Genomic DNA, 24,810 nt, shown 5'->3' on the forward strand with positions numbered 1-24,810 from the left:
CGGACGTGGGTGCGGCGTCAGCGCGCGGCGTGACCCTCGACGTAGTCGTCGTCGTGGCTCTTGACCCACGCCATGAGCTTGCGGAGTTCCTTGCCCGTCTTCTCGATCGGGTGCGACTCGGCCTTCTCGCGGAAGGCGGTGAACTCCGGTGCGCCGGCGTCCTGGTCGTCGATGAAGCGCTGCGCGAACGCGCCCGACTGGATGTCGGTGAGCACATCCTTCATCGACGCCTTGACCCGCTCGTCGATGACGCGCGGGCCGGAGACGTAGTCGCCGAACTCGGCGGTGTCGGAGATGCTCCACCGCTGCTTGGCGATGCCGCCCTCGTACATGAGGTCGACGATCAGCTTGAGCTCGTGCAGGCACTCGAAGTAGGCGACCTCGGGCTGGTAGCCCGCCTCGATCAGCGTCTCGAAGCCGGCCTGGATGAGGGCGGACGCGCCGCCGCACAGCACAGCCTGTTCGCCGAACAGGTCGGTCTCGGTCTCCTCGGTGAAGGTGGTCTTGATGCCCCCGGCCCGCAGGCCACCGATCGCCTTGGCGTAGCTGAGCGCGAGCGGCCAGGCCTCGCCGGAGGCGTCCACCTCGACGGCCACGATCACGGGGACGCCCCGGCCCTCGGCGTACTCGCGACGGACGAGGTGGCCCGGGCCCTTCGGAGCGACCATGCAGACGTCGACGCCCTCGGGGGCGCTGATGTAGCCGAACCGGATGTTGAAGCCGTGGGCGAAGAAGAGGGCGTCGCCGGGCTGCAGGTGCGGCTCGATCTCCTCGGCGTAGATCTTCCGCTGGTGCTGATCGGGGGCCAGGATCATGATGAGATCGGCCTCGGCGGCGGCGTCCGCGACGCTGACGACGCGAAGCCCCTCGGCCTCGGCCTTCGCCGCGCTGGCGCTGCCCTCGCGCAGGCCGACGCGCACGTCGACGCCCGAGTCGCGCAGGCTCAGCGCATGGGCGTGGCCCTGGCTGCCGTAGCCGATCACGGCGACGGTGCGCCCCTGGATGACCGACAGGTCGGCGTCGTCGTCGTAGAACATCTCTGCCATGGATGGGTTCCTCACTGTGTGATGTGGTGGAGAGAAATCAGTGGTGGTACAGGCGGCCACCCTTGGTGGCCCGATCGGTGAGCGACTTGCTCCCGCGCCCCACGGCCACGAGGCCGGACTGCACCAGCTCGCGGATGCCGTAGGGACGCAGCATCTCCAGCAACGCCTCCAGCTTGTCCGGCGAGCCGGTCGCCTCGACCACCAGGCTGTCGGCGTGGACGTCGACGGTCTTGCCGCGGAAGAGCTGCACGATCTCGATGATCTGGCTGCGGGTGGCCGGGTCGGCCTTCAGCTTGATCAGCACCATCTCCCGGCGCACGGCGGAGGCGTCCTCGAGCTCGATGATCTTGATCACCTCGATGAGCTTGTTGAGCTGCTTGGTGATCTGCTCGAGCACGTCGGGTGAGTCGACGCCGACCTGCAGCGTGATGCGCGACAGCTCGGGGCGCTCGGTGGGCCCGACGGCCAGGGACTCGATGTTGAACCCTCGGCGGGCGAACAGCCCGGAGATGCGGGCCAGCACGCCGGGCTTGTTCTCGACGAGGACGCTGAGGGTGTGCGTCCGCCATGTGCGCGGCCCCGGGGCCACGTTGCTCAGGGACGTCTCTTGGGCGTTCACAGGATTTCGTCCTCCCAGTCCGGCGCCAGATCCCTGGCGATCATGATGTCGTCGTTGCTCGTGCCGGCGGGCACCATCGGCCACACCATGGCGTCCTTGTGGACGACGAACTCGACGACGACGGGCCGGTCGTTGATCGCGAGCGCCTTCGTGATGACCTCGTCGACCTCCTCGGGCGTCTCGGCCCTGAGGCCGACCGCCCCCATGGCCTCGGCCAGCAACGGGAAGTCCGGCACGCGCCGGCTCTCGAGGTTGGTGTTGGAGTAGCGCCCGCCGTAGAACAGCGTCTGCCACTGCCGCACCATGCCCAGCGACTCGTTGTTGATGACCGCGATCTTGACCGGGATGCCGTTGAGGGCGCAGGTGACGAGCTCCTGGTTCGTCATCTGGAAGCAGCCGTCGCCGTCGATGCCCCACACCACCTGGTCGGGAGCACCCACCTGGGCGCCCATGGCCGCGGGGACGCAGTAGCCCATCGTGCCGGCCCCCCCGGAGTTGAGCCAGCGGCCGGGCTTCTCGAAGGGCAGCAGGTGGGCCGACCACATCTGGTGCTGCCCCACCCCGGACGCGTAGATGGCGTCGCCGGAGAGCTCCCCGAGGCGCTTGATGCAGTACTCGGGGCTGAGCAGACCGTCCTTCGTGGGCTCGGGGTCGAGCGCGTACTTGGCCTTCAGGTGGGTGAGGTAGGTCGTCCAGGCCGAATGGTTCGGCAGGTCGGCGCCGCGCAACACCTCGTTCAGCTCGCGGATGACGTTCTTGACGTCGCCCACGATCGGGACGTCCACCGGCTTGTTCTTGCCGATCTCGGCCGGGTCGATGTCGGCGTGGATGATCTTGGCGTTCGGGGCGAAGCTGTCCAGCTTGCCGGTGACGCGGTCGTCGAACCGGGTGCCGAGCGCGATGAGCAGGTCTGCGCGCTGCAGGGCGCCGACGGCCGCCACCGTGCCGTGCATGCCGGGCATGCCCAGGGCGAGCGGATGGCTGTCCGGCACCGCGCCGCGGGCCATGAGCGTGGTCACGACCGGGATCTGCGTGATCTCCACCAGCTCCGCCAGGTCCTCGAACGCCTGCGCCTTCACCACCCCGCCGCCGATGTAGAGCACCGGACGCTGGGCCTGGGCGATCTGCGCCGCTGCGGCCCGGATCTGCCGCGCGTGGGGCGTCGTGTTCGGGCGGTACCCGGGCAGGTCGACCTCACTCGGCCACGTGAAGGGCGCCGTGGACGCGAGGGCGTCCTTGCTGATGTCGACGAGCACGGGGCCGGGGCGGCCGGTGCCCGCAATGTGGAAGGCGGCCTTGACCGCGGCCGGGATGTCCTCGGCCCGCGTGACGAGGAAGCTGTGCTTGGTGATCGGGAACGTGATGCCCCGGATGTCGGCCTCCTGGAAGGCGTCGGTGCCGATGGCCGTGGAGTTGACTTGGCCGGTGATGGCAACGATCGGGACGGAGTCCATGTAGGCGTCCGCCAGGCCGGTGACGAGGTTGGTGGCGCCGGGTCCGGACGTCGCGATGCAGACGCCGACCTTGCCGGTGACCATGGCGTAGCCCTCGGCCGCGTGGGCCGCGCCCTGCTCGTGGCGCACCAGGATGTGGCGGACGAGCTTGCTCTGGCCGAGCGGGTCATAGGCCGGCAGGATGGCGCCGCCGGGGATGCCGAAGACCACGTCTACACCGATCCGCTCCAGCGACTCGACGAGCGCTTGTGCTCCGGTGAGTTCTGTGGCCTGGATGGTGTCGGTCATGGTGATCATCTCCTTCGATCGGGGGGTGCAGGTCGGTGTCCTCGCAAGAAAAAACCCCCGACGCCGGTGCTGGCGTGCGAGGGAGCGCGTCGCGGCTGACGGCCGTCAGGCGACGCGCGGTACGACTACGAGGGCGGTGAACTGCACGAGCCCCACTATAGGGGCGGGCCACGCCGACTCCGCAATGTGGACGCGCCGCGTCCCGGATGGCGGACGGATCGGGCCACCCGGGAGGGATCAGTGCGTCAACGCCGCGTGCACCGCGTCGAGGTCGGTGTCGCCCGTCTTCTCGAGCAGCGCAGCCAGGCCGGGGTCGTCGGCGTAGCGCGGAATGAGGTGGACGTGCAGGTGGAACACCGACTGCCCCGCGTCCGCGCCGACGTTGGCCATGATGTTCATGCCCGAGGCGCCGAGCCGCTCGGTGAGCAGCCTGCCCGTGGCGGTGATCGCCGGGGCGAGCGAGGCGAGGACGTCGGCGTCGGCGAGCGCGTCACCCACATGGACGCGGGGGACGACCAGGGTGTGGCCCCGCTTGAAGGGCTCCAGGTCGAGGAACGCGATCGCGTGCGCGTCGGCGTACACCTGCTTGGCCGGGATCTCACCGGCGACGATGCGACAGAAGAGGCACTCGGCCATGGGGGCGTCCTTTCCGTGGGATGGGCTCGGGGCGGCGGGTCAGGCCACCGAGGTGCGGACCTCGAAGCCCGCTTCGGCGAGGCCCGCCTTCACCTCGGCGATGCCCAGCGTGCCGTAGTGGAAGACGGACGCGGCGAGCACCGCGTCCGCGCCGGCGCGGGCGGCGGCCACGAAGTGCGCGACGGTGCCGGCGCCGCCGGAGGCGATGACGGGGACGTCCACGACGCGCCGGACGGCCTCGATCATGGTCAGGTCGAAGCCGTCGGTGGTGCCGTCGGCGTCCATCGAGTTGAGCAGGATCTCCCCCGCCCCCCGGTCGACGGCCTCGCGGCACCACTCGAGCGCGTCGAGGCCGGCCGGCTTCCGGCCGCCGTGGGTGGTGACGCCGAAGCCGGACGGCTGCCCCGCCTCGCGGCGGGCGTCGAGGCTGAGCACGCACACCTGGTTGCCGAAACGCGTGGCGATCTCGTCGATCGTCTGCGGCCGGGCGATGGCCCCGGTGTTGATGCCGACCTTGTCTGCCCCCGTGCGCAGCAGGCGGTCGACGTCCTCGACGCTGCGGACGCCACCCCCCACGCACAGCGGGATGAACACGGTCTCGGCGGTGCGGGTCACGACCTCGTACGTGGTGGCGCGGGCGTCGGAGGAGGCGGAGATGTCGAGGAACGTCAGCTCGTCGGCGCCCGCCTCGCCGTAGGCCCGGGCCAGCTCGACCGGGTCGCCGGCGTCGCGGAGGTTCAGGAAGTTCACACCCTTCACCACGCGCCCGTCGTGGACGTCGAGGCACGGGATGACCCTGATCGCGACCGCCATGGGCGTCAGCTTAGGTCAGGCGAGCGGGACGTCCACGATCACGGGGACGGAGTCCAGCCGGTTCGTGACGTACATCAGCAGGTGCAGGGTGTCGCCCTCGATGAGGGCGGTCTGCACACCGGCCTCGACCCCGTCGGCGGCGTTCGGGACGGTGACGGGCTCCGCCGTCCACGCCACGCCGTCGGCTGAACGCCACACCGTGGGGACACCCCCGTCCCAAGCGCCCACCGTCACCACGAAACCGTGGTCAGGCGATGAGGTGAGCAGCGTGGCCCCGGAGCGGCCCTGGTCACCCAAGGTTCCCTGGGAGAACGTGGCCCCACCGTCGTGGGAGGTCCAGACGATCGGAGCCCAATCCGTGCTGCCTGTGGACCGGGCGTAGCCGATCACCACCACCCGGTCGCCCTCGACCCGAACGGAGTGGGCAGTGGCCGCCGCGGCTCCCTCGCTGGGCAGCGTCGTGAGCGTCCACGTCGCCTTGTCGTCGGAGCGCCACAGCGCAGGGCGGTCTCCGTCGACGCTGGTCGTGTGGCCCACCGCGAGCAACCCGCTCGGGGTGGTGGCGACCGCGCCGATGCTGCGCCCCATGTTCTCCAACCCCTCCAGGTCGGTGGCAACGTCGTCCTCGCTGAACGAGTCTCCCCGGGCCAGGACGGAGGTGCCCGCACCAGGGGTCCACGAGGCTCCTCGCGCACTGCTGCTGATCAGGGCGTGCTGACGCACATCACCGTTCGTGGAGCGCGTCCCCACGACGATCCAGCGGTCCCCCGCCCATGTCGCGTCACTGACCTCGGAGGAGTGGTACTGGGCGACGCGGTTGAACGTGCCCGGCCCCGACTCCTCCCACGTCTCGCCGTCGGCGGAGAACAGCACCTGGGCCTCACCCGCCCGCGACCCGAGCATCAGCAACCCGGGTTCGCCGGCGTGGATGCCCCCGAACACCTCCCGCGGTTCGTCGCGCACGATGCGCGGCTCGCCGAAGGTGCCGTCCTCACCCCGGGTCCACACCCCCGTGGCCCCCTGGACGTTGCCCCAGGCCGTGAGCACGCCGTCGCGCAGCAGCAGCGCGGCCGGCTCGGTACGGGCCCCCGAGGCCTCGGGGACGGGAATGCGGAACTGCGTCCACGCCGTGGCCGCCAGGTCGTCGGTGCGCCAGAGCACCTCGTCGACGATTCGATCGGACACCCCCACGCTGAGCAGGAGCGCGCCACCCACGCCGAGCGTGTCGTTCACCCACCGTTCCCCCACCACCTCGGGCGTGACCCGCCGCTCCCACACGCCCGGCGCGCTGCGGCTGAACAACTGGATCTGGGTGGTGTTCTGCTGCACGCCGGTGGCGACCAGGAACGTTCCGCTCTCCGTCTGGGCGAGGCCCACCACCCCTTGGTCGCTCGTCAGTTCCGGCACGTCGCCCGGGGACCACGACACGGCGTCCGCACTCTCCAAGGTCCACGCCCGGTAGCTGCCACGCTCCCCCGAGAAGAGCTGTCCACCGGCAACGTAGCCGTCCGGAGTCCAGATGACGTGCGTCAACGAGGTCACGAACTCGCCGGAGTAGGCGGGCTCGGGCACGGCCTGCCGCGCCCAGGTGCCGCCGGCGTCGGTCGAGACGAACAGCAACGGCTCGCGCACGCGGCCTTCCGCAGTCATGGCGTCGAACCCGTGCGAGCCGACCGCCACCATGGTTCCGTCATGGACCGCGATGTCGGCCAGCCACCCCTCGCCCTCCAGGAGCTGGGCCTCCCACGTGATCCCGTCCGCAGAACGCCACACCGCCGGGGCGGTCGTCTGCTCCACTTCGTTCCACAGCGAGCCCACGGCCAGGAAGCCGTCGGGGGTGCCGACCACCTCGCCCACGGACGCCCGCCGGGGGTCGAGGCCGGTCATCAGCTGCCGGTCCCAGGTCTGCCCGTCCGTGCTCGTCCAGGCGATGCGGTCGTCGCCCTTCGCACCGAGGCCGAGCCACAGGCGTCCGGCCTCGCGCACCGAGACGGCGGCGAACCCCCACACCGATTCGCCGATCTGCGTCGCGTCCGCCGCTTCGTCGGAGAGCCGACCCTCCTGCCACGTGACCCCCGCGTCGGACGACCACCAGAACGAGGCGAGGTCGACCCGGCCGTTCACCTGCGCGATCGCCACCACGTCCGAGCCGTCGGCGGCGAGGGATTCCACGCTCGTGTGGACGTCGGGCTCCCGGTCGGCGAGCGCAGGGAACTGCTCGGCGGGCAGCGTGGGTGCATTGCGGGGCGGCCCCCACGGGCCGAGCAGCGAGCAGCCCGAGACGAGAGCCACCAGCACCGCAGCGAGGATGAGACGCGTCAGGCGAACACCAGGCATGCCCTCACCCTGCCGCATCACGCCGTCAGAACGCAGCACTCCAGGGGTGATCTGTGGACAACGCACCCACCGGGCACACGCCCCGCGTCAGTCGTCCTCGTTCCAGGCCGCGTCCACCACGCCGCGGCGCAGCATGCGGATGGCCTCACGGGCGCGGTCCCGCACCGGGCCGGGGCCGGCGGCGTCCGCCACCTGACCCACCAGGTCGATCACCATGCGCATCCAGCGCACGAAGTCGCCCGCGGTCAGCTCGGTGGCCTCCAGCAGGTCGCCGAGCGCCGCGCCGCCCGCCCACAGGTACGTCGCCTCGGCGAAGCCGATGTCGGGCTCCCGCCCGTTGTCCAGGCGGTGATCGCGTTCCATCAGCGACACCTCGCGCCAGATGCGGCGCACCATCGTCTGGGCGATCTCGGCCGAGCGGGTGGGCATGCGTGCCGGACGCCGCTGGTCACCGCCGCGCGCCTCGTAGGTGAGCGCGCTGATCACGGCCGCGAGCTCGGGGGCAGTGAGCTCGTCGAAGACCCCGGCGCGGATGCACTCGGCCGCCACGAGATCCAGCTCCGAGTAGATGCGGGCCAGCAGGCGGCCCGCATCGGTGACCGTCTCGGCGTCCTCGCTCAGGTACCCCAGCGCGGCGAGCACCGTGCAGATCTTGTCGAAGCGGGTGGCGATCGTGTTCGTGCGGCGCTCGGACTGCCGCCGCAGGTCGGCGATGTCGCGCTCGGTGCGCAGCGCCTTCTCCGCGGTGCGCGCGTGCGCCTCGCGGTCGGGGCAGTCGTGGCACGGGTGGTCGCGCATCGTGTCGCGCAGCCGGGCCACCTCGGCCGAGACCTGCGCATCGCGGGCGGCCGGCTGGTAGCGCTCCACGGAGGTGTCGATCGTGGCCAGGCGGGAGTGGAAGGCCGCGGCGAGGTTGCGGCGGTCCTTCGCCTGCCGGGCGTCGAAGTGCTTGGGCACCCGCATGCGGGCGGCGACCACCGGCGGGGAGGGGAAATCGGTCAGCGAGAGCTTCTTCACCTGACGCTGCTCGGTCATCACCACGGGCGCGGGCTGGTTGCGATCGCGGCCCACGCCCGGATCGATGACCACGGCCCAGCCCTCATGGCGACCGGCCGGCACGCTGATGATGTCGCCGGGCTGCACCGCGAGCAGGGCGCTGATCGCCTCCGCGCGCCGATCGGACTTCCGACTCCGCGCCGCGGCCGCTTCCAGCGCCGCGATCTCGGCCCGAATACGAGCGTATTCCTCAAAATCACCCTGCTCGCAGGCGGCATCGGCCCACAGCGCACCGACCGCCTCCGTCTTGCGCGCGATGGCCCGCGCCAACCCCACCACCCCGGCGTCGGACTGGAACTGCGCGAAGCTCTGCTCGAGCAGACCGCGCGCCTTTTGCCGGCCCACGCGGGCGACCATGTTCACGGCCATGTTGTAGGTCGGCGAGAACGACGAGCGCAGCGGGTAGGTGCGCCGTGAGGCCAGTCCCGCCACCTGCCGGGGGTCCATGTTGCGGTGCCACAGCACCACCGCGTGCCCCTCGACGTCGATACCGCGGCGTCCGGCCCGGCCGGTCAGCTGCGTGTACTCACCGGGGGTGATGTCGACGTGCGCCTCGCCGTTGAACTTGACCAGCTTCTCCAGCACCACCGAGCGGGCGGGCATGTTGATGCCCAACGCCAACGTCTCGGTGGCGAACACCACCTTCACCAGGCCGCGGACGAACCCCTCCTCGACGCACTCCTTGAACGCGGGCAGCATGCCCGCGTGGTGGGCGGCCACCCCCCGCTGCAGCGCCTCCTTGAAGGTCGAGAAGCCCAGGGCTGCGAGGTCGTCGCGGCCCAGGCCCTCGGCGGCGGCGTCCGCCAGGGCGGTCAACTGGGCCCGCTCCTGACCGGAGGTCAGGCGTATTCCAGAGCGCAGCAGCTGTTCGACGGCCTGGTCGCAGCCCGCACGGCTGAAGATGAAGTAGATCGCCGGGAGCAGACCTTCGGCCTCCAGCTTCTCCACCGCACCGTCGCGTCGCGGCACCAGCTGCGGGCCACGCTGGCCGCGACCGGCGGCGTTGCGCTCGATCCGGTCCCGCTGCCCACGCCCGCGCTGGCGGCGGGAGTCGTCGCGCACGAACCGGGACTCCTCCTTGGCGAGCCGGGTCAGCTCGGGGTTCACGTCGGCGCGCAGGGTTGCGGCGCTCCCCTCGCCGGTGAAGGCCGTGGGGGCCTCGTCGGCGAACAGGTCGTGGATGCGGCGTCCGGCCATCACGTGCTGGAACAACGGCACCGGACGCCGCTCGCTGACCACGATCGCGACGCCCCCGCGCACCTCGTCGAGCCAGGCGCCGAACTCCTCGGCGTTGCTCACGGTCGCCGAAAGAGACACCACCTGGACGCTGGGCGCGAGCCCGATGATGACCTCCTCCCACACCGCGCCGCGGAAGCGGTCGGCAAGGTAGTGCACCTCGTCCATCACCACGTAGCCGAGGTTCGCCAGCGTGGCGGAGCCCGCGTAGATCATGTTGCGCAGCACCTCGGTCGTCATCACGACGACCGGCGCCTCGGAGTTGATCGAGGTGTCGCCGGTGAGCAGTCCGACCCGGTCGGTGCCGTGGCGCTCGGCCAGGTCGTGGTACTTCTGGTTGCTCAGCGCCTTGATGGGGGTGGTGTAGAAGCACTTGCGCCCCGTGGCCAGCGCGCAGAACACCGCGAACTCCCCCACCACCGTCTTGCCTGCCCCGGTCGGCGCCGCCACCAGGACGCCTTGCCCCGCCTCGACGTGGGCGCAGGCGTCCCGCTGGTAGGGGTCGAGCCCGAACGGGTAGGCCGACGCGAAGGTGGCGAACAGCGGGCCCGGCTCCACCGGGCTCTCCTGCGGGGGACGCTCTGGGGCCGTCATGCGGCGCTCCTCTCGGGGACGATGAGCTGCAACGCTCCCGGCGCGGCCGCACAGGCGAGCGGAACCCGGCCGAGCGGCTCACCGTCGGCGGAGCCAAACAGGTCGGTGCCGTCGACGGTGACGGCGGGCGTCCGGAACCGCTCGATCGCCGGGTGATGGACGAAGCTGCCCGTGTACAGGCGCGGGAAGAGACGCAGCAGCGTCCCGGTCCGTACCGGGTGGACGATGGTCACATCGAGCAATCCGTCGGTGAGATCGAAATCGGGGGCGATGCGGATGCCGCCGCCGATCGTGCCCGCGTTGGCGACCGCGACGAGCATGGCCTCCAGCTCGCGCACCTGCCCATCCACGGTCAATCGGTAATGGAACGGACGGAACCGCCGCAGCTCGGCGAACACCGCGTAGGCGTAGGACGGCCCGGCCAGGTGCAGCGGCAGGGACGCCGCCCGCGCGGCCACCACCTCGTCGAACCCCGTCGACAGCGCGGAGCCGACCAGCGCGCTGTTGCCCTCGTTCAGATCGCCCTCCACGGTCATGAGGTCGACACGTCGCGTGTGGCCCGCGGCGATCGCGTCCACCGCCGGCCGCCAACGCCCCGGGATGCCCGCCGAGCGGGCGAAGTCGTTGCCCGTCCCGGCCGGAACGATGCCGAGCGGCACGTCGGTCCACGCGCGGGCCGACAGCCCGGCGTGAACCATGCCGTCGCCACCCAGCACGGCGAGGGCGTCGACCCCGCCCCGCACCGCGTCGCGGCACAGCCGGAAGGCGTGGTCGTAGTCGGTGGACGCCTCGACGGTGAGCCGGACGCCGGCGTCGCGCAGCCGTGCGGCGACCGGACCGACGAGCCGCCCGGCGCGCCCGTGCCCGGCGGCGGGGTTGACCACGAGGGTCACTCCCGTCATACCGGGACCACGTCTCCCCGTCTGGCCTTGCGCTTGTCGTTGACGCTGCAGATCCACTCCGCCGCGAGGAACAGCAGGGCCATGGGAATGGCCAGCGCGACCATCGAGAACGGATCGCCCCCGGGGGTCGCCGCCGCGGCGAAGACGAAGCAGCCGAAGAAGACGTAGCGCCGGGACTTCTTGAGCGCCGAGGTGGGGAGGATGCCGATCATGTTCAGCGCCACCACGAACACCGGCACCAGGAAGCCCACGCCGAACACGAGCATGAGCTGGATGAGGAGGTTCAGGAAGTTGCCGAGGTTGAGCATGTTGGTCACCTCGGTGCTGGTGGGGGTGAACCCCAGGAGCACGACGATGGCCTGGGGCACCACCCAGTACGCCAGCGCCACCCCGGCCAAGAACAAGGGAATGGCGGCCGACAGGAAGGCCAGCGCCAGCCGCTTCTCCTTGGCCAGCAGCGCGGGCACCACGTAGGCCCACACCTGGTAGATCCAGATCGGCGAGGTCAACACGAGCCCGCCGACGGCGATGATCTTGAGCGCGAGCAGGAGCGGCTCGGTGATGTCGTTCAACGTCGTGAGCACGGTCAGCTCGGGGTTGGACGCCGCCAACGCCACGCGGGCTGAATCCAACGGCGTGCTCAGCAAGTTGAACAGCGCGTTGTAGAAGAACGCACAGACCACCATGCCGATCACCACCACCACCAGCGAGAAGAGCAGCCGGTAGCGCAGCTCTCGCAGGTGGTCCGCCAGGGACATGACGCCGTCCTTGGGGACCTCCGGTGGTCTGAGCCAGGAGAGGTTCAGACGGGCCACGACGGCGTCAGATCTGATCCGGACGACGCTCGGCCTGCGGATCGACGACCTCGGCCTCGTACACCTCGGTGGTCTCGGCCTCCACGGCGGTGGCACCGGTGCTGGGGGTGCCACGCACCTCCGACTCGGCGCGGGCGCGCTCCTCGTCGGCCTTGATCTGGCGCGTCTCGTCCTTGAACTCACGCAGAGCGCGTCCGGCGTTCTTGCCAGCGCCCGCAAGACGGCTGCCGCCGAAGATGAGGAGCGCGAGCACGATGAGGATGACCCATTCCCAGCCCTGCATGTTGATCGGCATGACGATTCCCTTCCCTGGAAGTCTCGGACCAGTCTAGGCGGAGCACCGCTGCACGCTGCGGTGCGGAGTCGGTGCCGCGCCGACGCTCTCCACGATCTGGAACAGCGCTGCCGCCCGGTCACCCCGCGTCCCGAGCTCGGTGACGAGTTTGCCCACGGCAGCGCCCACCACCACCCCCACCCAGACCATGCGCCGAACCCTACTGCACGGCCACGAACGGCAGATGAACGCGCGACCCGTCAGGGTCAGGGGTCACGCGCGCAACAGCGCGAGGGCTTCGCGGGCGGCGTCCACCGCCGATGTCGCCGCCTCGGGCGGATCCACCCGCACGACGGCCGGGCCGAGCCGCAGCAGCAGCCGACGCAGCCACGCCGGATCGGCGACCAGCAGCTCCACCCGCCACACCTGACCCGGCAGCCGCTCCACCGACACCGTCGGGTGATACTCCACGATCCAGCGGCCCGCGGCCGTCAGGTCGAGGGTGACGCGCGCGGCGTCCGGCCGCTCGTCAAGCCAGCCGGACGCCAGCGCCGGGGCCTCGCCGTGCTCACCCACCGGCTGGTCGGTCACCCGGACGCCGCCGATGCGGTCGAGCCGGTAGGTGCGCCAGCCGTCCCGCTCGGGGGCCCAGGCGACGAGGTAGCCGTAGCCGTCCCGGGTGGCGAGCTGGACGGGATCGACCACCGGCTGGGTGACCGATCCACGCGAGGCGCCGTGGTACATCAGCTCGACCGCCACCCCGGCCTCAATGGCCTCGGCGAGCCGGCCGCGGACGTTCTCCTCCCCTGCCGACACGCTCACGTCGATCCGCTCGGCACCCCCGAACAGGCTCTCCAGCTTGGCGCGGGCGCTGCGAACCGAACCGGCCAGCTCGGCGTCCGCCATCTCCTCCAGGGCACGCAGGGCCACGGCGAGGCTGGTGGCCTCCTCCATCGTGAAGCGCAGCGGGCGGGCGAGGAACTCGGCGTTGGAGAGCCGGATGCGTCCGGCGTCGAGGGCGTCCATGTCGACCTCGATGAGATCCCCGGGCAGGCCGCCGGGCAGCCCGCAGAACCAGAGCACGTTCAGGTCCGCGACGAGCTGGCGCGTCGAGACGCCGAACGTGGCGGCCGTGGCGGCGAGGTCGGCGTCCGGGTGCGCCTGCAGGTACGGCACCAGCGCCAGCAGGCGGGTGACCTGGGCCGCGCTCGTCATGCCCATGCGGCCACCGCCTCGAGGTGGGCCCGGACGGCGGCCACCAGCTCGGGCGGATCCAGGGGCAGGACGTCGGCGCCGTACCAGGCGAGGTCACCGGCGGCGTCGCGACCCAGCTCGACGCGCCACGCGCGGTAGCCCTCGGGCACGCGGGCGTCCGCGGGCTCGGCGAACCGGATCAGGTCGCCGGCCGCGCCCTCCCGGACGGCCACCAGCGCGGGGGCGTCGCGGCGGGCCTCCAGGGAGGCCAGGTGGGCGGCCACCACGTCGGGATCGGGCAGGGCGATGGTGCCGGGGTCGCCGGCGAACCGGGCCTCGCTCTCCAGGCGGGAGAGTTTGAACGAACGCCCCTCGCCCCGGGTGCGGTCGAGGCCGATGAGATACCAGGCCCCGGTGCGGGAGGTGAGCCGCCAGGGCTCGACCACCCGGGGCCGGCTGCGGTAGCGGAAGGCGACCGGACGCTGTTCCAGCGTGGCCTGCCAGAGCACCTCGAAGCCGGGTTCGTGCGCGGCGACGCTGGGTGCGAAGGCGGCCACGCGGCTGGCGTCCGGGTCGAGCCCCGAGGCGCGGAGCTTGGCGACCGCCTGCGTGGCGCGCTCGGCCAAGCGGGCCGAATCCCACACCCCGGAGGCCACGCCCAGGGCCGCCAGCTCGCCGGCGTCGAATTCCAGGGGAGGCAGCTCGAAGTCGCGCCGGCGGATGCGGTAACCCACCTCGTCGGGGAAGAGCGGGTTGTTGCTGCCGGTCTCCACGGGGACGCCGAGGGCGCGCAGTTCGTCCTTGTCGCGCTCGAAGGTGCGCTCAAACGTGGCCTGGCTCAGCCCCTGGTACCCCTCGACCAGGGTGCGGATCTGCTCGCGCTCCACGAACCGGCGCGCCATGAGCAGACAGATCGTGAGATTCAGGATCCGCTCCGACTTGCGCGCTGACACGCCCCCGAGGCTACCGGGGGTGGTGCCGCGCACCCGTCCGGCCCGCCGGTGGTGCGCCTTCTGCGACGAAAAGGCCGCACTCGATCGGAAGGTCGGTGGTCCGCTGAGCGTGCCGCGGGCGATTGACGTCGATCGAGTGTCACGTTTTCGTCGCGCCGGCTTTGCTGCGCCGTCGCGAGGCACCGCGTTCGTCGCGTTCGGCCGGACGTGCTTGAGTGGAGACCGTGACCGGCCGCTTCGCTCCCAGCCCCACCTCCGATCTCCACCTCGGCAACCTGCGCACCGCGCTGCTCGCGTGGTTGATGGCGCGGCACGCCGGGGTCGACCATCTGGTGCGCATCGAAGATCTGGACGCCACCCGCGTCGCCGCAGCCCCCGAGGTCGCCGCCCGCCAGCTCGCCGACCTGGCCGCGCTCGGGCTGGACCACGACGGGGCGGTCGTGTGGCAGTCCGAGCGCGTCGCGCTGTACGCCGAGGCCGCCGCGTCGCTGCCCACCTACGAGTGCTACTGCACGCGGCGCGAAATCGCCGAGGCGGCGTCCGCGCCCCACGACGACGGGTACCGCCCCTACCCCGGCACGTGTCGCGAGCTGAGTGAGGCCGAGCGGGCCCGCCGGCGCGCGGAGCGACCGCCGGCGCTGCGGGTGGCGAGCGATCACCGCGCAGTGACCGTGCACGACCGCTGGGCCGGCGTGGTGACCGGGGTCGTGGACGACGTGGTGATCCGTCGCAACGACGGGGCCTGGGCCTACAACCTCGCGGTGGTGGTGGACGACCTCGCCCAGGGGGTGACCCAGGTGGTCCGCGGGGATGACCTGCTCTCCAGCTCGCCCCGCCAGGCCTGGCTGGCCCGGGCGCTGGGCGGGGTGGAGCCCACCTACGCGCACGTGGGTCTGGTGGTGAACGCCGAGGGCCAACGGCTGGCCAAGCGCGACGGCGCGGTCACCTTGGCCGACCTGGCCGCCGCCGGGTGGGACGCCGGCGCCGTCCTGGCCCTGCTGGGCGCCTCGCTGGGGTTGTGCGACGCGGCGGAGAGGGTCAGCGCCCGCGACCTGCTCGACCGGTTCGACCCGGACACGGTCGATCACGGCTCCTGGACCTGGCGCGGCTGAGGCCCCGTCCAGCAGGCCGCCCCCCCTGCCGTTGACGTCACCGCCCTGCCGCTGCGAGCGCCTCCCTGCCCGAAGCCCACCACCCCAGCGTTGCAACAGCAGGGCGGTGCAGGTCGGGCAGGGCGGCGGCGCCAAGGACAGGGTGGCAGCGCCAAGGACAGGGTGGCAGCGCCAAGGACAGGGTGGCAGCGTCAAGGACAGGGCGGCGGCGCCAAGGACAGGGTGGCAGCGTCAAGGGCAGGGTGGCAGCGTCAAGGGCAGGGTGGCGGCGCCAGCGGCAGGGCGGCGGCGCCGCCAGCGGCAGGATCAGCGGGCCTTCACGACGGCGTAGGCGTCCAGGGCGGCCCGGCGGGACTCGGCGAGGTCGACGATCGGATCCGGGTACTCCGGGGTGCCGAACTCCGGCACCCACCGGCGGACGTAGCCGTCGTCGGGGTCGAACTTCTGCCGCTGCGTCTCGGGGTTGAACACCCGGAAGTACGGTGCGGCGTCGGCGCCGCTACCGGCCACCCACTGCCACGACACCGGGTTGTTGGCCTCGTCGGCGTCGACCAGGGTGTCCCAGAACCACTGCTCCCCCGACTGCCAGGGCTGCAGCAGGTTCTTGGAGAGGAACGACGCCACCACCATGCGCACCCGGTTGTGCACCCAGCCCGACTCCCAGAGCTGGCGCATGCCCGCGTCCACCAGCGGGATCCCCGTGCGCCCCCGCTGCCATGCTCGGGCCGACTCCTCGTCCGGCGCCCACGGGAAGTCGGCGAACTGTGCGCGCAGCGGCTCGGTGTCCAGGCGCGGCACGTGGTGGGTCAGGTGCCAGCAGAACTCCCGCCAGTACAGCTGCCGCACCCAGGCGGAGCGGTCGACGTCCGGCACCTCGGACGCCTCGGCCGCGGCCAGCGCCTGCCGCGGCGAGACCTCACCGAACCGCAGGCGCGGTGAGAGGCGCGAGGTCGACTCGCGATCGGGGCGGTCGCGGCCCGTCCGGTACCCCACGATGCGCTCGGGGACCTCCGCCAGCGCGGCCTCCGCCGCCACGCAACCGGGCTCCCAGTGCCGCGCCACCGTGTCCGCCCACCACTGCGGCGTCGCCGCCGACAGCGCGGCGTCGGTGCCGTCCAACAACCCCAGTTCGTCCAGCCCACAGGTGGCCGCCGACGACACCGCCGGGGCGGGCGGCGGGGCCGGGGGCGGCGGCAGGGGCGTCCCAACCGGGATCTCACCGGCGGCCCGCTGGAACGGCGTGAACACCTGGTAGTGGCTGCGCCCGGCCGGAGCGATGTCGGCCGGCTCCACGAGCAGGAACCCCGGGTGGCTGTGCACCGCCAGCCCCGCCCCGCGCAGGCTCTCCTTCAACGAGGCGTCCAACGCGACGGAGGCCGGCGCGTACCGTCGCGTCCACCGCACCGCCGTGGCGCCCAGATCGCGCGCCACCTGCGGCACCACCTCGCCCGCCCGTCCGGCGGCGAACAGCAGCGGAATGCCGAGCGCCTCCAGTTCCCCGGCCAACACCTCCAGGCTCCGGTGCGCCCACCAGCGGCTCGCCCCGCCCAGCGGACGCGGGCCGGCCCCGTCGGCATCGCGTTCCTCGCGCACCCACAGGCCGATGACGGGCCCCTCGGCGCACGCCGCGCTCAGCGCCGGATGGTCGGCGACGCGCAGGTCGTCGCGGAACCACACCAGGGTCAGCGGCTCACCCATGGGCCGGGCTCAGCCGACGGCCGAGGACGCGAACAGGATGTCGATGACGTAGACCACCGAGTCGCCCGCCTCGATCGCGGGGGCGGCATTGCCGGCCGGGTACGGGTCGGGCGCGATGAGCACGACGCGCGAGCCGATCGGCTGCCCGACCAGGCCCTCACTCCAATCGGGGATCGTCTGGGAGAGCTGACCCGAATCCGGCTCGGCGAACTTGTCCTCCAGCAGCGCGCCGGTGCGCCAGCTGTAGGCGCGGTAGTGCACCAGGATCAGGTCGGACGCCTCCAGCCCGCGCTGCGTGCCCCGGATCACCGGCTCGACGATCCGCTCCGTGGGCTGGGCCGCACCGGCGGGGATGGCCACGGTGGGCAGCCCCGCCTCGTCGGTGCCGAGTTCGACCGGCAGGGCCGGGGTGAGTGTCTCGCCGGTGGGGGTCTCCACCGACACGGCCAGCAGGTCCACGACGAAGATGAGCGAGTCGCCGATCTCGATGCCGGCCTGGGCGTTGCCCCCGCTGGCGTCGTAACCCTCCGAACCCGGCATCACGATGAGGACGCGATCCCCCACCTTCTTGCCGGTCATGCCCTCGACGAAGCCCGGCACGAGCTGGGAGAGACTCATGACCGACGGCGCGCCGCGGTCATAGGAGCTGTCGAACTTGTCCCCCGTGCGCGCGTTGTAGGCCTCGTACTGCACCTCGATGATGGCGTCGGTGCCGACCGTGGCCGCCGCGTCCGAGCCGGGAATGACGACGCGGCTGCGCGTCTGGTCGATCGCGAACGGCGGCACGAACCCCAGCACGGGCACGGCCCCGAACTCACCGGTGACGCTGATGCCGTCGATGGAATCCGACACCGGCACGGGGGTCGGCGTGGGGGTCTCGGTCGGGGTGGGCTCCGCGCTGGCGGTCTCGGTCGGCTCGGCGCTGGCGGTCGCGTCCGGGGTCGACGCCGCGTCGGGCGAGCAGGCGGACAGCGTCAGGGCGAGCCCGGCGGCCACCACAGCGGCGGCCGCGCGCAGGCGGCGGGGAGAGCTAGGCACCCCGTCATGCTACCCAGTGCCCGGCCGCGCCCCTGCGCGCGTGCCGCGCGTGGCGGCGCGTCACGCGGGCGGTACGAAGCCGCCGAGGCGGCCCACCCGGGGCGCGGACGCCATCCGCGCGGCCAGCGCGTCGGCGCGGGGGTCGCTGTCGGCGAACGGGTCGTCGAGGGCCAGGGCGACGTCGTCCGCACGCGCGGCGTCCGCCCCACCCGCCAGGTCGTGCACCGCGAACCGCGCCCAGTCGACGGTCACGTCCCGCCCCGCGGCGCGGGCCGCGTCCACCAACGCCCCGCGGACGCGGGCCCGCGTGGGCGAGGGGGCCGTGCGCACCGCGGCCTCGACCTCGGCGTCCGTGGTCAACCGTGGCACCTGACCCCGTGCCTCGGCCAGCCGCGCCAGCCCGCGCGGCCGGCCCTCGGCGTCGCGGCCCAGCTCGTGCCAGCGCAGGTCGAGCGCGTCGAGGCGCGGGTCGTCGGCGGACGCCCCGCGCGCCGCCGCCCACGCGGTGAGCAGCCGGCGTTTGGTGTCCCACTCCGCGCCGCTGGGCCGGCCGGCGGCCACCGCGTCCAACACTCGCCCCCACGCGGCGTGCCCGGCCCGGGTCTCGTCGTCGTCCACCTGCGCCTCGGCCGCCTCCCAGCACGCACGCTGCACGGTCGGGGCGCTCACCGCACCCGAGCCCGAGGCCCGGACGCCGGCGTCCGGATCGGTGTTCCACGCCCGCAGCGCAGCCAGCGGCTCGGCGGGCCCCCGCGGCGGCGCGACGCCCGACTCCGCCACCCGGAGCACCAGTTCCGTGCACACGGCCGCCAGCCACGCCGGCTCCTCCAGGGTGAGCGTGTCACCGGCCAGCAGGTGCAGCCGCCGGTGCCGGGCCGGATCGGCGTGCGGTTCGTCGCGGGTGTTGATGAGCGGACGCGCCCGCGTCGTCTGGTTCGACACCACGTCGCCGAGCACGTCCCCGCGCTGGGAGAGCGTGAACCGGCCCCGCCGCCACCGCCCCGCCCCGCTGACCACCATCCGGCTCACCAGGAAGGGCACCAGCCAGGCACTCAGCGCCGCCGGATCGGCGTCCCGGGAGACGAGGTGGTTGCTGTGGAGGCCCCAGGTGTTGCCGAAGCTGTCGACGTTGTTGCGGAACAGCCGGAACGTTACCGGCTCCCCCGCCGCCGCAGCCTCCGCTGAGGCCTGTGCGGCCAGCCGCTCCAGCACCGCGTCGCCGGCCCGCTGCGCCACCACCAGCGACCGCGCGTCCCGGCACTCCGGCGTCGCGTACTCCGGGTGGCCGCCCACGTCGAGATACAGCCGTCCCCCGTTGCCGAGGAAGACGTTGGTGCTCGCCCGGCTGCGCGCCAGCGGCGCGAACAGCCGCTCGGCCGCCTCGTCCGAGGTCACCCGCCGGCCCGCGTGCGCCGCGGTGAGGCCGTACTCGGTCTCGATGCCGTGCACCCGGCCTGGCCGTCCCTGGGCGCCCATGCCGGGCTCAGAGTTGCACGGCGTCCAGCAGCGCGCCGAGCTCGTCGCGGGTGAGTTCGCGCAGCTCGCCACTGCGCAGCTGCCCCATGCGCACCGGGCCGATCTGCGTCCGCGAGAGCCGCCGCACCGGGTAACCCACCGCGGCCAGCAGCCGCCGGACGATCCGGTTGCGCCCCTCGTGCAGCACGACCGTCAGCATGCTGCGGTCGGATGTCTGGGAGTCGAGGCGGACCGCGTCCGGGTTGACCCAGCCGTCCTCCAGCCGGACGCCCTTGCGCAGGCGGGCGACGACCGCGTCGGACACCTCGCCGTCCACCTCGGCCACGTACGTCTTGGTGAGCTCGTAGCTGGGGTGCATCATCCGCTGGGCGAAGTCGCCGTCGTTGGTGAGCAACAGCATGCCCTCGGTGTCGGTGTCGAGCCGCCCGACGTGGAACAACCGGTCGGCCCGCTGCGCCGCGTCCAGATGGTCGGTGATCGTGGGTCGGCCCTGCGGGTCGTCCATGGTGCACACCACGCCGCGCGGCTTGTGGAACACCAGGTAGGTGTGGCGGCGCGGCGGCGGGATGCGCGCGCCGTCCACCCGGATGACGTCGCGCTCGGGGTCGACGCGCCGGCCCTGCGCGGTCACGATCTCACCGTTGACCTCGATCCGGCCCTCGTCCACCATGATCTCGGCGGTGCGCCGCGACGCGATGCCGGCCCGCGCCAGCACCTTCTGGATCCGGATGCCCTCGTCGTTCGGGTCCGCCATCACCGCGGGTCGCTCAGGCGGTCGAGCACCTCATCCTCCGGCACGTCGTCCGCGCGCTGGCCCGCCTCATCGGCCCGGTCGTGCTCGGCCGCCTGGGCGTCGGCCCAATCACGCGCCTGACCGGCCGTCGGGATCTCCGCGTTCTCACTCGCCTGCTCGCTCATGGCTCCATCCTCCCCTCCGGACGCCTCGGGCGCCACCTGCTCGGCCAGCCCCGCCAGCTCGGCCTCCAGTGCGGACGCCTCCGGCAGGTGGGGCGCCAGCGGCGGGAGGTCGTCCACCGAGGTGTAACCCAGCCGTTCCAGGAACAGGTTGGTGGTGCGGAACAGCATGGCCCCTGTCTCCTCGCTGGGGCCGGCCTCCTCGATCAGCTCGCGGGTGACCAGCGTGCGCATGACGCCGTCCACGTTGACGCCCCGGATGCCCGACACCCGGGAGCGCGAGATCGGCTGCAGGTACGCCACCACGGCCAGGGTCTCCAGCGCCGCCTGCGAGAGCCGGGCGTGCTGCCCCTCCAGCACCCACGCGGCGATCAGCTCGTGGTGCTCGGCCCGCGTGTAGTAGCGCCACCCGGCACCCACCTCGCGCAGCTCGAAGCCACGGCCCGTCTCGTCGTAGAAGCGCTGCAACCGCTCCAGGGCCGCCCACACCACCGGCCGAGGCACGTCGATCGCCTGCGCCAGCTCGCCGGTGCCCATCGGCTCGGTCGCCATCAACAACAGCGCCTCCAGCGGGCCGGTGATCGTGTCCAGGTCGTCATCGCTTACGTCGGCCGCGGGGGCGTCCTCGGGTGCGCTCATCACTCCTCCTGCCCGGACGCCGCGGGCTCGGCATCCTGTTCGTCGAATTCCGCCGAGATGGCCAGCTCGCGCAGCGACGCCCCCGTCCAGCGGATGGTGAGCTCGCCCAACGGGGTGAGCTGCTCGAAGGCCACCGCCTGCTCGCGCGCCAGCTCGAGCAGCGCCAGGAAGCGGGCGACCACGACGAGGCGGTCGTCGGCGTCCTGCACCAGGGCGCGAAAGGTCAGCGTCCCCGCCCCGCGCAGCCGCCCGACGATCACCTCCGCCTGCTCGCGCACGCTCACCGCCGGGGCGTGCAGGTGCGCCAGCGAGATCGCCGGCTCCCCCGACGGGGTGAGGGCGCGGGCGGCGAGCCAGGCGAGCTGGTCCCCGTCCGCGGTGATCTCGACCTCCGGCAGCAGCCGGGCGAACTGCTCCTCCAGCCCGCCGGGGCGGGCATGGCGGCGCCCCTGGTCGTCCAGGCGGCCGGCGATGATCGCGGCCAGCTCTTTGAACGCGCGGTACTGCAGCAGCCGGGCGAACAGCAGGTCGCGGGCCTCGAGCAGCGCCAGGTCCTCCGGGTCCTCCACCTCGCCGCGCGGCAGCAGGCGGGCTGCCTTGAGGTCCAGCAGCGTCGCGGCGACCACGATGAAGGAGCTGGTCTGGTCGAGATCCCAGTCCGGGCCCATCGCCCTGATGTGGGCGATGAACTCGTCGGTCACCGTGCTGAGCGCCACCTCGGTGATGTCGAGCTTGTGCCGGCTGATCAGCTGCAACAGCAGGTCGAACGGGCCGCTGAAGTTGCTGAGCCGCACCGTGAACGGTGCCGCCGCACCGGGCGCGGCCGGGGCGGCCACGCCGGGGTCGCCCGTCACGGCTCGAGCAGCCGCTCGACGACGTCGGCCCCGGCACCGCGCCGGGAGACGTCGGCGAGCGCGGACGCGATCGCCGCGCGCACGATGCGGCCGCGGTCGACGGCGATGCCGTGCTCGGCGCGCAGCTCCAGGCGCAGGTGCTCCAGGGCGAGCAGCTCCTCGGAGCTGACGTACACGGTGATCTTCTCGTCGTGGCGCACCCGGCCGGAGTGGCTCACCGGGGCGCGCGCGGCGTCCGCCTCGCGGGCCACGCCCTCGGTGTCGGTCGGGCGGAACAGCTCGGACGCCCCCGGTAGGCCTACGCGTCGGGGCATCGGGCGAGCACCTCCCGGGCGAGCATGCGGTAGGCGTCCGCGCCGGGTGAGCTGGGCGCGTAGCTGGTGATCGGCTCCCCCGCCACGGTGGTCTCGGGGAACTTCACCGTGCGCTTGATCACGGTGTGGAACACCGTGTCGCCGAACGCCTCGACGACCCGCTCGAGCACCTCGCGACTGTGCAGGGTGCGGCCGTCGTACATCGTGCCCACGATGCCGAGGATCTCCAGGTCGGGGTTCAGCCGGTCGGTCACCTTCGCGATGGTGTCGGTGAGCAGCGCCACGCCGCGCAGGGCGAAGAATTCGCACTCGAGCGGGATGACCACCTGGTCGGATGCCGTGAGCGCGTTCACGGTGAGCAGCCCCAGCGAGGGCGCGCAGTCGATCAGGATGACGTCGTACGCGCTGCGCAGCGGCTTCAGGACGCGGCGCAGCGTCTGCTCGCGCGCCACCTCGGAGACGAGCTGCACCTCGGCGGCCGACAGGTCGATGTTCGCGGGCAGCAGGTCGAGCCCCTCGACGCCGGAGTCGATGACCACATCGGCCGGGTTCAGGTCGCGGCCGAGCAGCAGATTGTAGATCGAGGCGTCCAGCGTGTGCGGGTTGACGCCCAACCCCACGGACGCCGACCCCTGCGGGTCGAAGTCGACGATGAGGACGCGGCGCCCGGTCTCGACGAGGGCCGCACCCAGGTTGATCGTGGTGGTCGTCTTGCCGACGCCGCCCTTCTGGTTGGTCATGGCGATGACGACCGCCCGGCGCGGGCCCTCCTTCGGGCCGCGCGGCTCGGGAAGGTCGGGCCACGGCCGGCCGGTGGGGCCGAGCTCCTCGACGGGCTCGGCCTCGGCCTCGAACAGGGCGGGGTTCTCGCTCACGACAGTCCTTCCGGGTGCTGGGACACCCCTACCCTAGGCGCGCCGGGTCGTGCACCGCACGCCGGGCGGGGGCGCGGCGGCGCAGGGTGCCGTGCCGCGCCGGTGGTCGTCACCACGCGTGAGCCCCTCCCGCAGGATTAGTTGAGGCATCAACCATCTGGTACCGTTGGACACATGACCGTGCCCTGGCTCTCCGACGACGAGATCGACACCTGGCTGAAGTTCCGCGCGCTCGTGGAGCTGTTCCCCAGCGTGATCGACGCACCCCTGCGGCGGGAGTCCGGGATCTCGTTCATGGAGTACCAGGTGCTCGCCATGCTGTCGGAGACCGAGGACCGCACGCTGCAGATCTCCTCGCTCGCGCAGCGGACCACGTCCAAGCTCACGCGCATGTCCCACCTGCTCACCCGCCTCTCCGAGCGCGGGCTGGTGGAGCGCCAGGCCAGCACCCGGGACGCCCGCGTGACGTACGCCCACCTCACCGACGCCGGGCTGGCCCTGCTGGAGTCGGCCGCCCCCGGCCACGTCCGGCAGGTCCGCGCGGCGTTCCTCGACGTGCTGAGCCCCGCGCAGCTCGCCCAACTCGACGACATCTGCGAGACCATCCTCGACCGCATCGACCCCGAGGGCGTCACCACCGCACGCCCCGCACCGGGCTCGCGCGGGCGTGACGACTGAGCCCTCAGCGAGCCCGCGGATGGGCCGCGGCGAACACCTCGCGGAGGTGTTCGGCGGTCACCAACGTGTAGATCTGCGTGGTGGTCACCGAGGCGTGCCCCAACAGTTCCTGCACCACGCGGACGTCGGCCCCCCCGTCGAGCAGGTGGGTGGCGAACGAGTGGCGCAGCGTGTGCGGGCTGATCTCGACGCCGAGCCGGGCCCGCTCCGCATGGGTGCGCAGCACCGCGAACGCCGACTGCCGGCTCAACCTGTCCCCCCGCGTGTTCAGCAGCAGCGCCGGGCCGGGCCGTGTCGCCTTCGCGATGAGCCCCGGCCGCCCGCGCACGAGCCAGTCGCCGACCGCCGTGCGGGCATACGTGCCGAGGGGCACCACCCGCTCCTTGCGTCCCTTGCCGAACAGCCGCAGCCCGAGATCGGGGTCGTCGAGCTGGGCGGTGACGTCGTCGACGTCCAGCCCCACCACCTCCGACACGCGGGCGCCGGTGCCGTACAGCAGCTCGAGCAGGGCGGCGTCCCGCAGGCCGATGGGCGTGGTGCGGTCGGGGGCCGCCAGGAGCGCCTCCACGGCGTCCAGCGGCAGCGCCTTCGGCAGGCGCTGGCCCTGCCGGGGCGGCGCCACGCGGGCGGCCACGTTGTCGGGCGTCTCCCCGTCGCGGGCGCAGAACGCGTGGAACGAGCGGACCGCCGCCAGCGCCCGGGCCACGCTCGAGGCGGCCAGCGGACGCCTGCCGGGCCCCTCCCCGGTGGCCGGGCTGCCCGCGCTGAGGGCCGCGGCGAACGCGCTGACGTGCTCGGGGGTGACCTGCGCGGGCTCGGTGACCCCCAGCGCGGCCAGGTGCTCGGCGTACCGGGCCAGATCCCGCCGGTAACCGGCCACGGTGTGCTCGGACGCCCCCACCTCGGCTGTCAGGTGGTCGAGGTAGGCGGCGACGGCCCGCGCGAGGCCGCCCCGGCGCTGCCCGGCCGGCCCAGCTCCCGCCCCCGCCACCGT

At 72.7% G+C, this 24,810-nt stretch carries 24 protein-coding genes; 2 read left to right on the forward strand and 22 right to left on the reverse strand.

Annotation, left to right across the window (positions count from 1 at the left end; genetic code table 11):
• Window positions 1-17 precede the first annotated feature (17 nt).
• From ilvC to IFY26_RS06205, 13 genes are all read right to left on the reverse strand, one after another.
• Entirely contained in the window at window positions 18-1,046 is a 1,029-nt protein-coding gene (gene ilvC, locus IFY26_RS06145) for a ketol-acid reductoisomerase (protein ID WP_232548119.1), read from the reverse strand.
• Between the two features lie 37 nt (window positions 1,047-1,083).
• Window positions 1,084-1,665 carry an acetolactate synthase small subunit gene (gene ilvN / locus IFY26_RS06150; RefSeq protein ID WP_232548120.1) on the reverse strand — a complete coding sequence of 194 codons (582 nt, stop codon included), beginning with the start codon at window positions 1,663-1,665 and terminating at the stop codon, window positions 1,084-1,086.
• The gene (locus IFY26_RS06155; protein WP_232548121.1) at window positions 1,662-3,407 is read right to left on the reverse strand and encodes an acetolactate synthase large subunit; all 1,746 of its coding nucleotides are present in this window, start codon (window positions 3,405-3,407) and stop codon (window positions 1,662-1,664) included. Before IFY26_RS06155 ends, ilvN begins: the two co-directional genes overlap by 4 nt.
• Before the next feature lie 237 nt (window positions 3,408-3,644).
• Complete coding sequence (locus IFY26_RS06160) at window positions 3,645-4,043, reverse strand: HIT family protein (RefSeq protein ID WP_232548122.1); 399 nt, start codon at window positions 4,041-4,043, stop codon at window positions 3,645-3,647.
• Between the two features lie 39 nt (window positions 4,044-4,082).
• Window positions 4,083-4,856, reverse strand: coding sequence for an imidazole glycerol phosphate synthase subunit HisF (hisF, locus tag IFY26_RS06165; protein WP_232548123.1), 774 nt, complete (start codon window positions 4,854-4,856; stop codon window positions 4,083-4,085).
• Between the two features lie 15 nt (window positions 4,857-4,871).
• Window positions 4,872-7,193, reverse strand: a complete 2,322-nt coding sequence (locus IFY26_RS06170) for a beta propeller repeat protein (RefSeq protein ID WP_232548124.1) — start codon at window positions 7,191-7,193, stop codon at window positions 4,872-4,874.
• Between the two features lie 87 nt (window positions 7,194-7,280).
• Window positions 7,281-10,079, reverse strand: a complete 2,799-nt coding sequence (locus tag IFY26_RS06175) for a DEAD/DEAH box helicase (RefSeq protein ID WP_232548125.1) — start codon at window positions 10,077-10,079, stop codon at window positions 7,281-7,283.
• Entirely contained in the window at window positions 10,076-10,981 is a 906-nt protein-coding gene (locus tag IFY26_RS06180; RefSeq protein ID WP_232548126.1) for a diacylglycerol/lipid kinase family protein, read from the reverse strand. Before IFY26_RS06180 ends, IFY26_RS06175 begins: the two co-directional genes overlap by 4 nt.
• Complete coding sequence (gene tatC / locus IFY26_RS06185; protein ID WP_232548127.1) at window positions 10,978-11,739, reverse strand: twin-arginine translocase subunit TatC; 762 nt, start codon at window positions 11,737-11,739, stop codon at window positions 10,978-10,980. The genes IFY26_RS06180 and tatC overlap by 4 nt, the downstream gene beginning before the upstream one ends.
• Window positions 11,740-11,803: 64 nt before the next feature.
• Window positions 11,804-12,091 carry a twin-arginine translocase TatA/TatE family subunit gene (locus tag IFY26_RS06190; protein WP_232548128.1) on the reverse strand — a complete coding sequence of 96 codons (288 nt, stop codon included), beginning with the start codon at window positions 12,089-12,091 and terminating at the stop codon, window positions 11,804-11,806.
• A 33-nt stretch (window positions 12,092-12,124) separates the two neighbouring features.
• On the reverse strand, window positions 12,125-12,280 hold the full coding sequence (locus IFY26_RS06195; RefSeq protein ID WP_232548129.1) for a hypothetical protein: 156 nt from the start codon (window positions 12,278-12,280) through the stop codon (window positions 12,125-12,127).
• 63 nt (window positions 12,281-12,343) lie between these two features.
• Window positions 12,344-13,291 (reverse strand): helix-turn-helix transcriptional regulator, encoded by a 948-nt coding sequence (locus IFY26_RS06200; protein ID WP_232548130.1) that lies wholly within the window; start codon window positions 13,289-13,291, stop codon window positions 12,344-12,346.
• A complete protein-coding gene (locus IFY26_RS06205; protein WP_232548131.1) occupies window positions 13,282-14,217 on the reverse strand; it encodes a helix-turn-helix transcriptional regulator in 936 nt (311 codons plus the stop codon). The genes IFY26_RS06200 and IFY26_RS06205 overlap by 10 nt, the downstream gene beginning before the upstream one ends.
• 224 nt (window positions 14,218-14,441) lie before the next feature.
• Between IFY26_RS06205 and gluQRS the strand changes: the two genes are divergently transcribed.
• Entirely contained in the window at window positions 14,442-15,329 is an 888-nt protein-coding gene (gene gluQRS, locus IFY26_RS06210) for a tRNA glutamyl-Q(34) synthetase GluQRS (protein WP_232548132.1), read from the forward strand.
• A 306-nt stretch (window positions 15,330-15,635) separates the two neighbouring features.
• Here the strand turns inward: gluQRS and IFY26_RS06215 are convergent, their stop codons facing one another.
• Genes IFY26_RS06215 through IFY26_RS06250 form a run of 8 tightly spaced genes read right to left on the reverse strand, consistent with a single transcriptional unit; the run spans window position 15,636 to window position 23,138 of the window.
• On the reverse strand, window positions 15,636-17,027 hold the full coding sequence (locus tag IFY26_RS06215; RefSeq protein WP_232548133.1) for a cryptochrome/photolyase family protein: 1,392 nt from the start codon (window positions 17,025-17,027) through the stop codon (window positions 15,636-15,638).
• 9 nt (window positions 17,028-17,036) lie between these two features.
• Window positions 17,037-18,065 (reverse strand): FKBP-type peptidyl-prolyl cis-trans isomerase, encoded by a 1,029-nt coding sequence (locus tag IFY26_RS06220; RefSeq protein ID WP_232548134.1) that lies wholly within the window; start codon window positions 18,063-18,065, stop codon window positions 17,037-17,039.
• A gap of 60 nt (window positions 18,066-18,125) precedes the next feature.
• Window positions 18,126-19,541 (reverse strand): proteasome accessory factor PafA2 family protein, encoded by a 1,416-nt coding sequence (locus IFY26_RS06225; RefSeq protein WP_232548135.1) that lies wholly within the window; start codon window positions 19,539-19,541, stop codon window positions 18,126-18,128.
• Window positions 19,542-19,548: 7 nt separating this feature from the next.
• Window positions 19,549-20,295, reverse strand: a complete 747-nt coding sequence (locus tag IFY26_RS06230) for a pseudouridine synthase (protein WP_232548136.1) — start codon at window positions 20,293-20,295, stop codon at window positions 19,549-19,551.
• A complete protein-coding gene (gene scpB / locus IFY26_RS06235) occupies window positions 20,295-21,095 on the reverse strand; it encodes an SMC-Scp complex subunit ScpB (RefSeq protein ID WP_332836153.1) in 801 nt (266 codons plus the stop codon). The genes IFY26_RS06230 and scpB overlap by 1 nt, the downstream gene beginning before the upstream one ends.
• Entirely contained in the window at window positions 21,095-21,949 is an 855-nt protein-coding gene (locus tag IFY26_RS06240; RefSeq protein WP_232548137.1) for a segregation and condensation protein A, read from the reverse strand. Before IFY26_RS06240 ends, scpB begins: the two co-directional genes overlap by 1 nt.
• Window positions 21,946-22,263 (reverse strand): hypothetical protein, encoded by a 318-nt coding sequence (locus IFY26_RS06245; protein ID WP_232548138.1) that lies wholly within the window; start codon window positions 22,261-22,263, stop codon window positions 21,946-21,948. The genes IFY26_RS06240 and IFY26_RS06245 overlap by 4 nt, the downstream gene beginning before the upstream one ends.
• Entirely contained in the window at window positions 22,248-23,138 is an 891-nt protein-coding gene (locus IFY26_RS06250) for a ParA family protein (RefSeq protein WP_332836154.1), read from the reverse strand. Before IFY26_RS06250 ends, IFY26_RS06245 begins: the two co-directional genes overlap by 16 nt.
• Before the next feature lie 174 nt (window positions 23,139-23,312).
• Between IFY26_RS06250 and IFY26_RS06255 the strand changes: the two genes are divergently transcribed.
• Window positions 23,313-23,816 carry a MarR family winged helix-turn-helix transcriptional regulator gene (locus IFY26_RS06255; RefSeq protein WP_232548139.1) on the forward strand — a complete coding sequence of 168 codons (504 nt, stop codon included), beginning with the start codon at window positions 23,313-23,315 and terminating at the stop codon, window positions 23,814-23,816.
• A gap of 4 nt (window positions 23,817-23,820) precedes the next feature.
• Here the strand turns inward: IFY26_RS06255 and IFY26_RS06260 are convergent, their stop codons facing one another.
• Entirely contained in the window at window positions 23,821-24,807 is a 987-nt protein-coding gene (locus IFY26_RS06260) for a site-specific tyrosine recombinase XerD (protein WP_416046557.1), read from the reverse strand.
• Window positions 24,808-24,810: the final 3 nt, after the last annotated feature.

The organism is Propioniciclava soli, from assembly GCF_014858005.1.
Classification (GTDB): domain Bacteria; phylum Actinomycetota; class Actinomycetes; order Propionibacteriales; family Propionibacteriaceae; genus Propioniciclava; species Propioniciclava soli.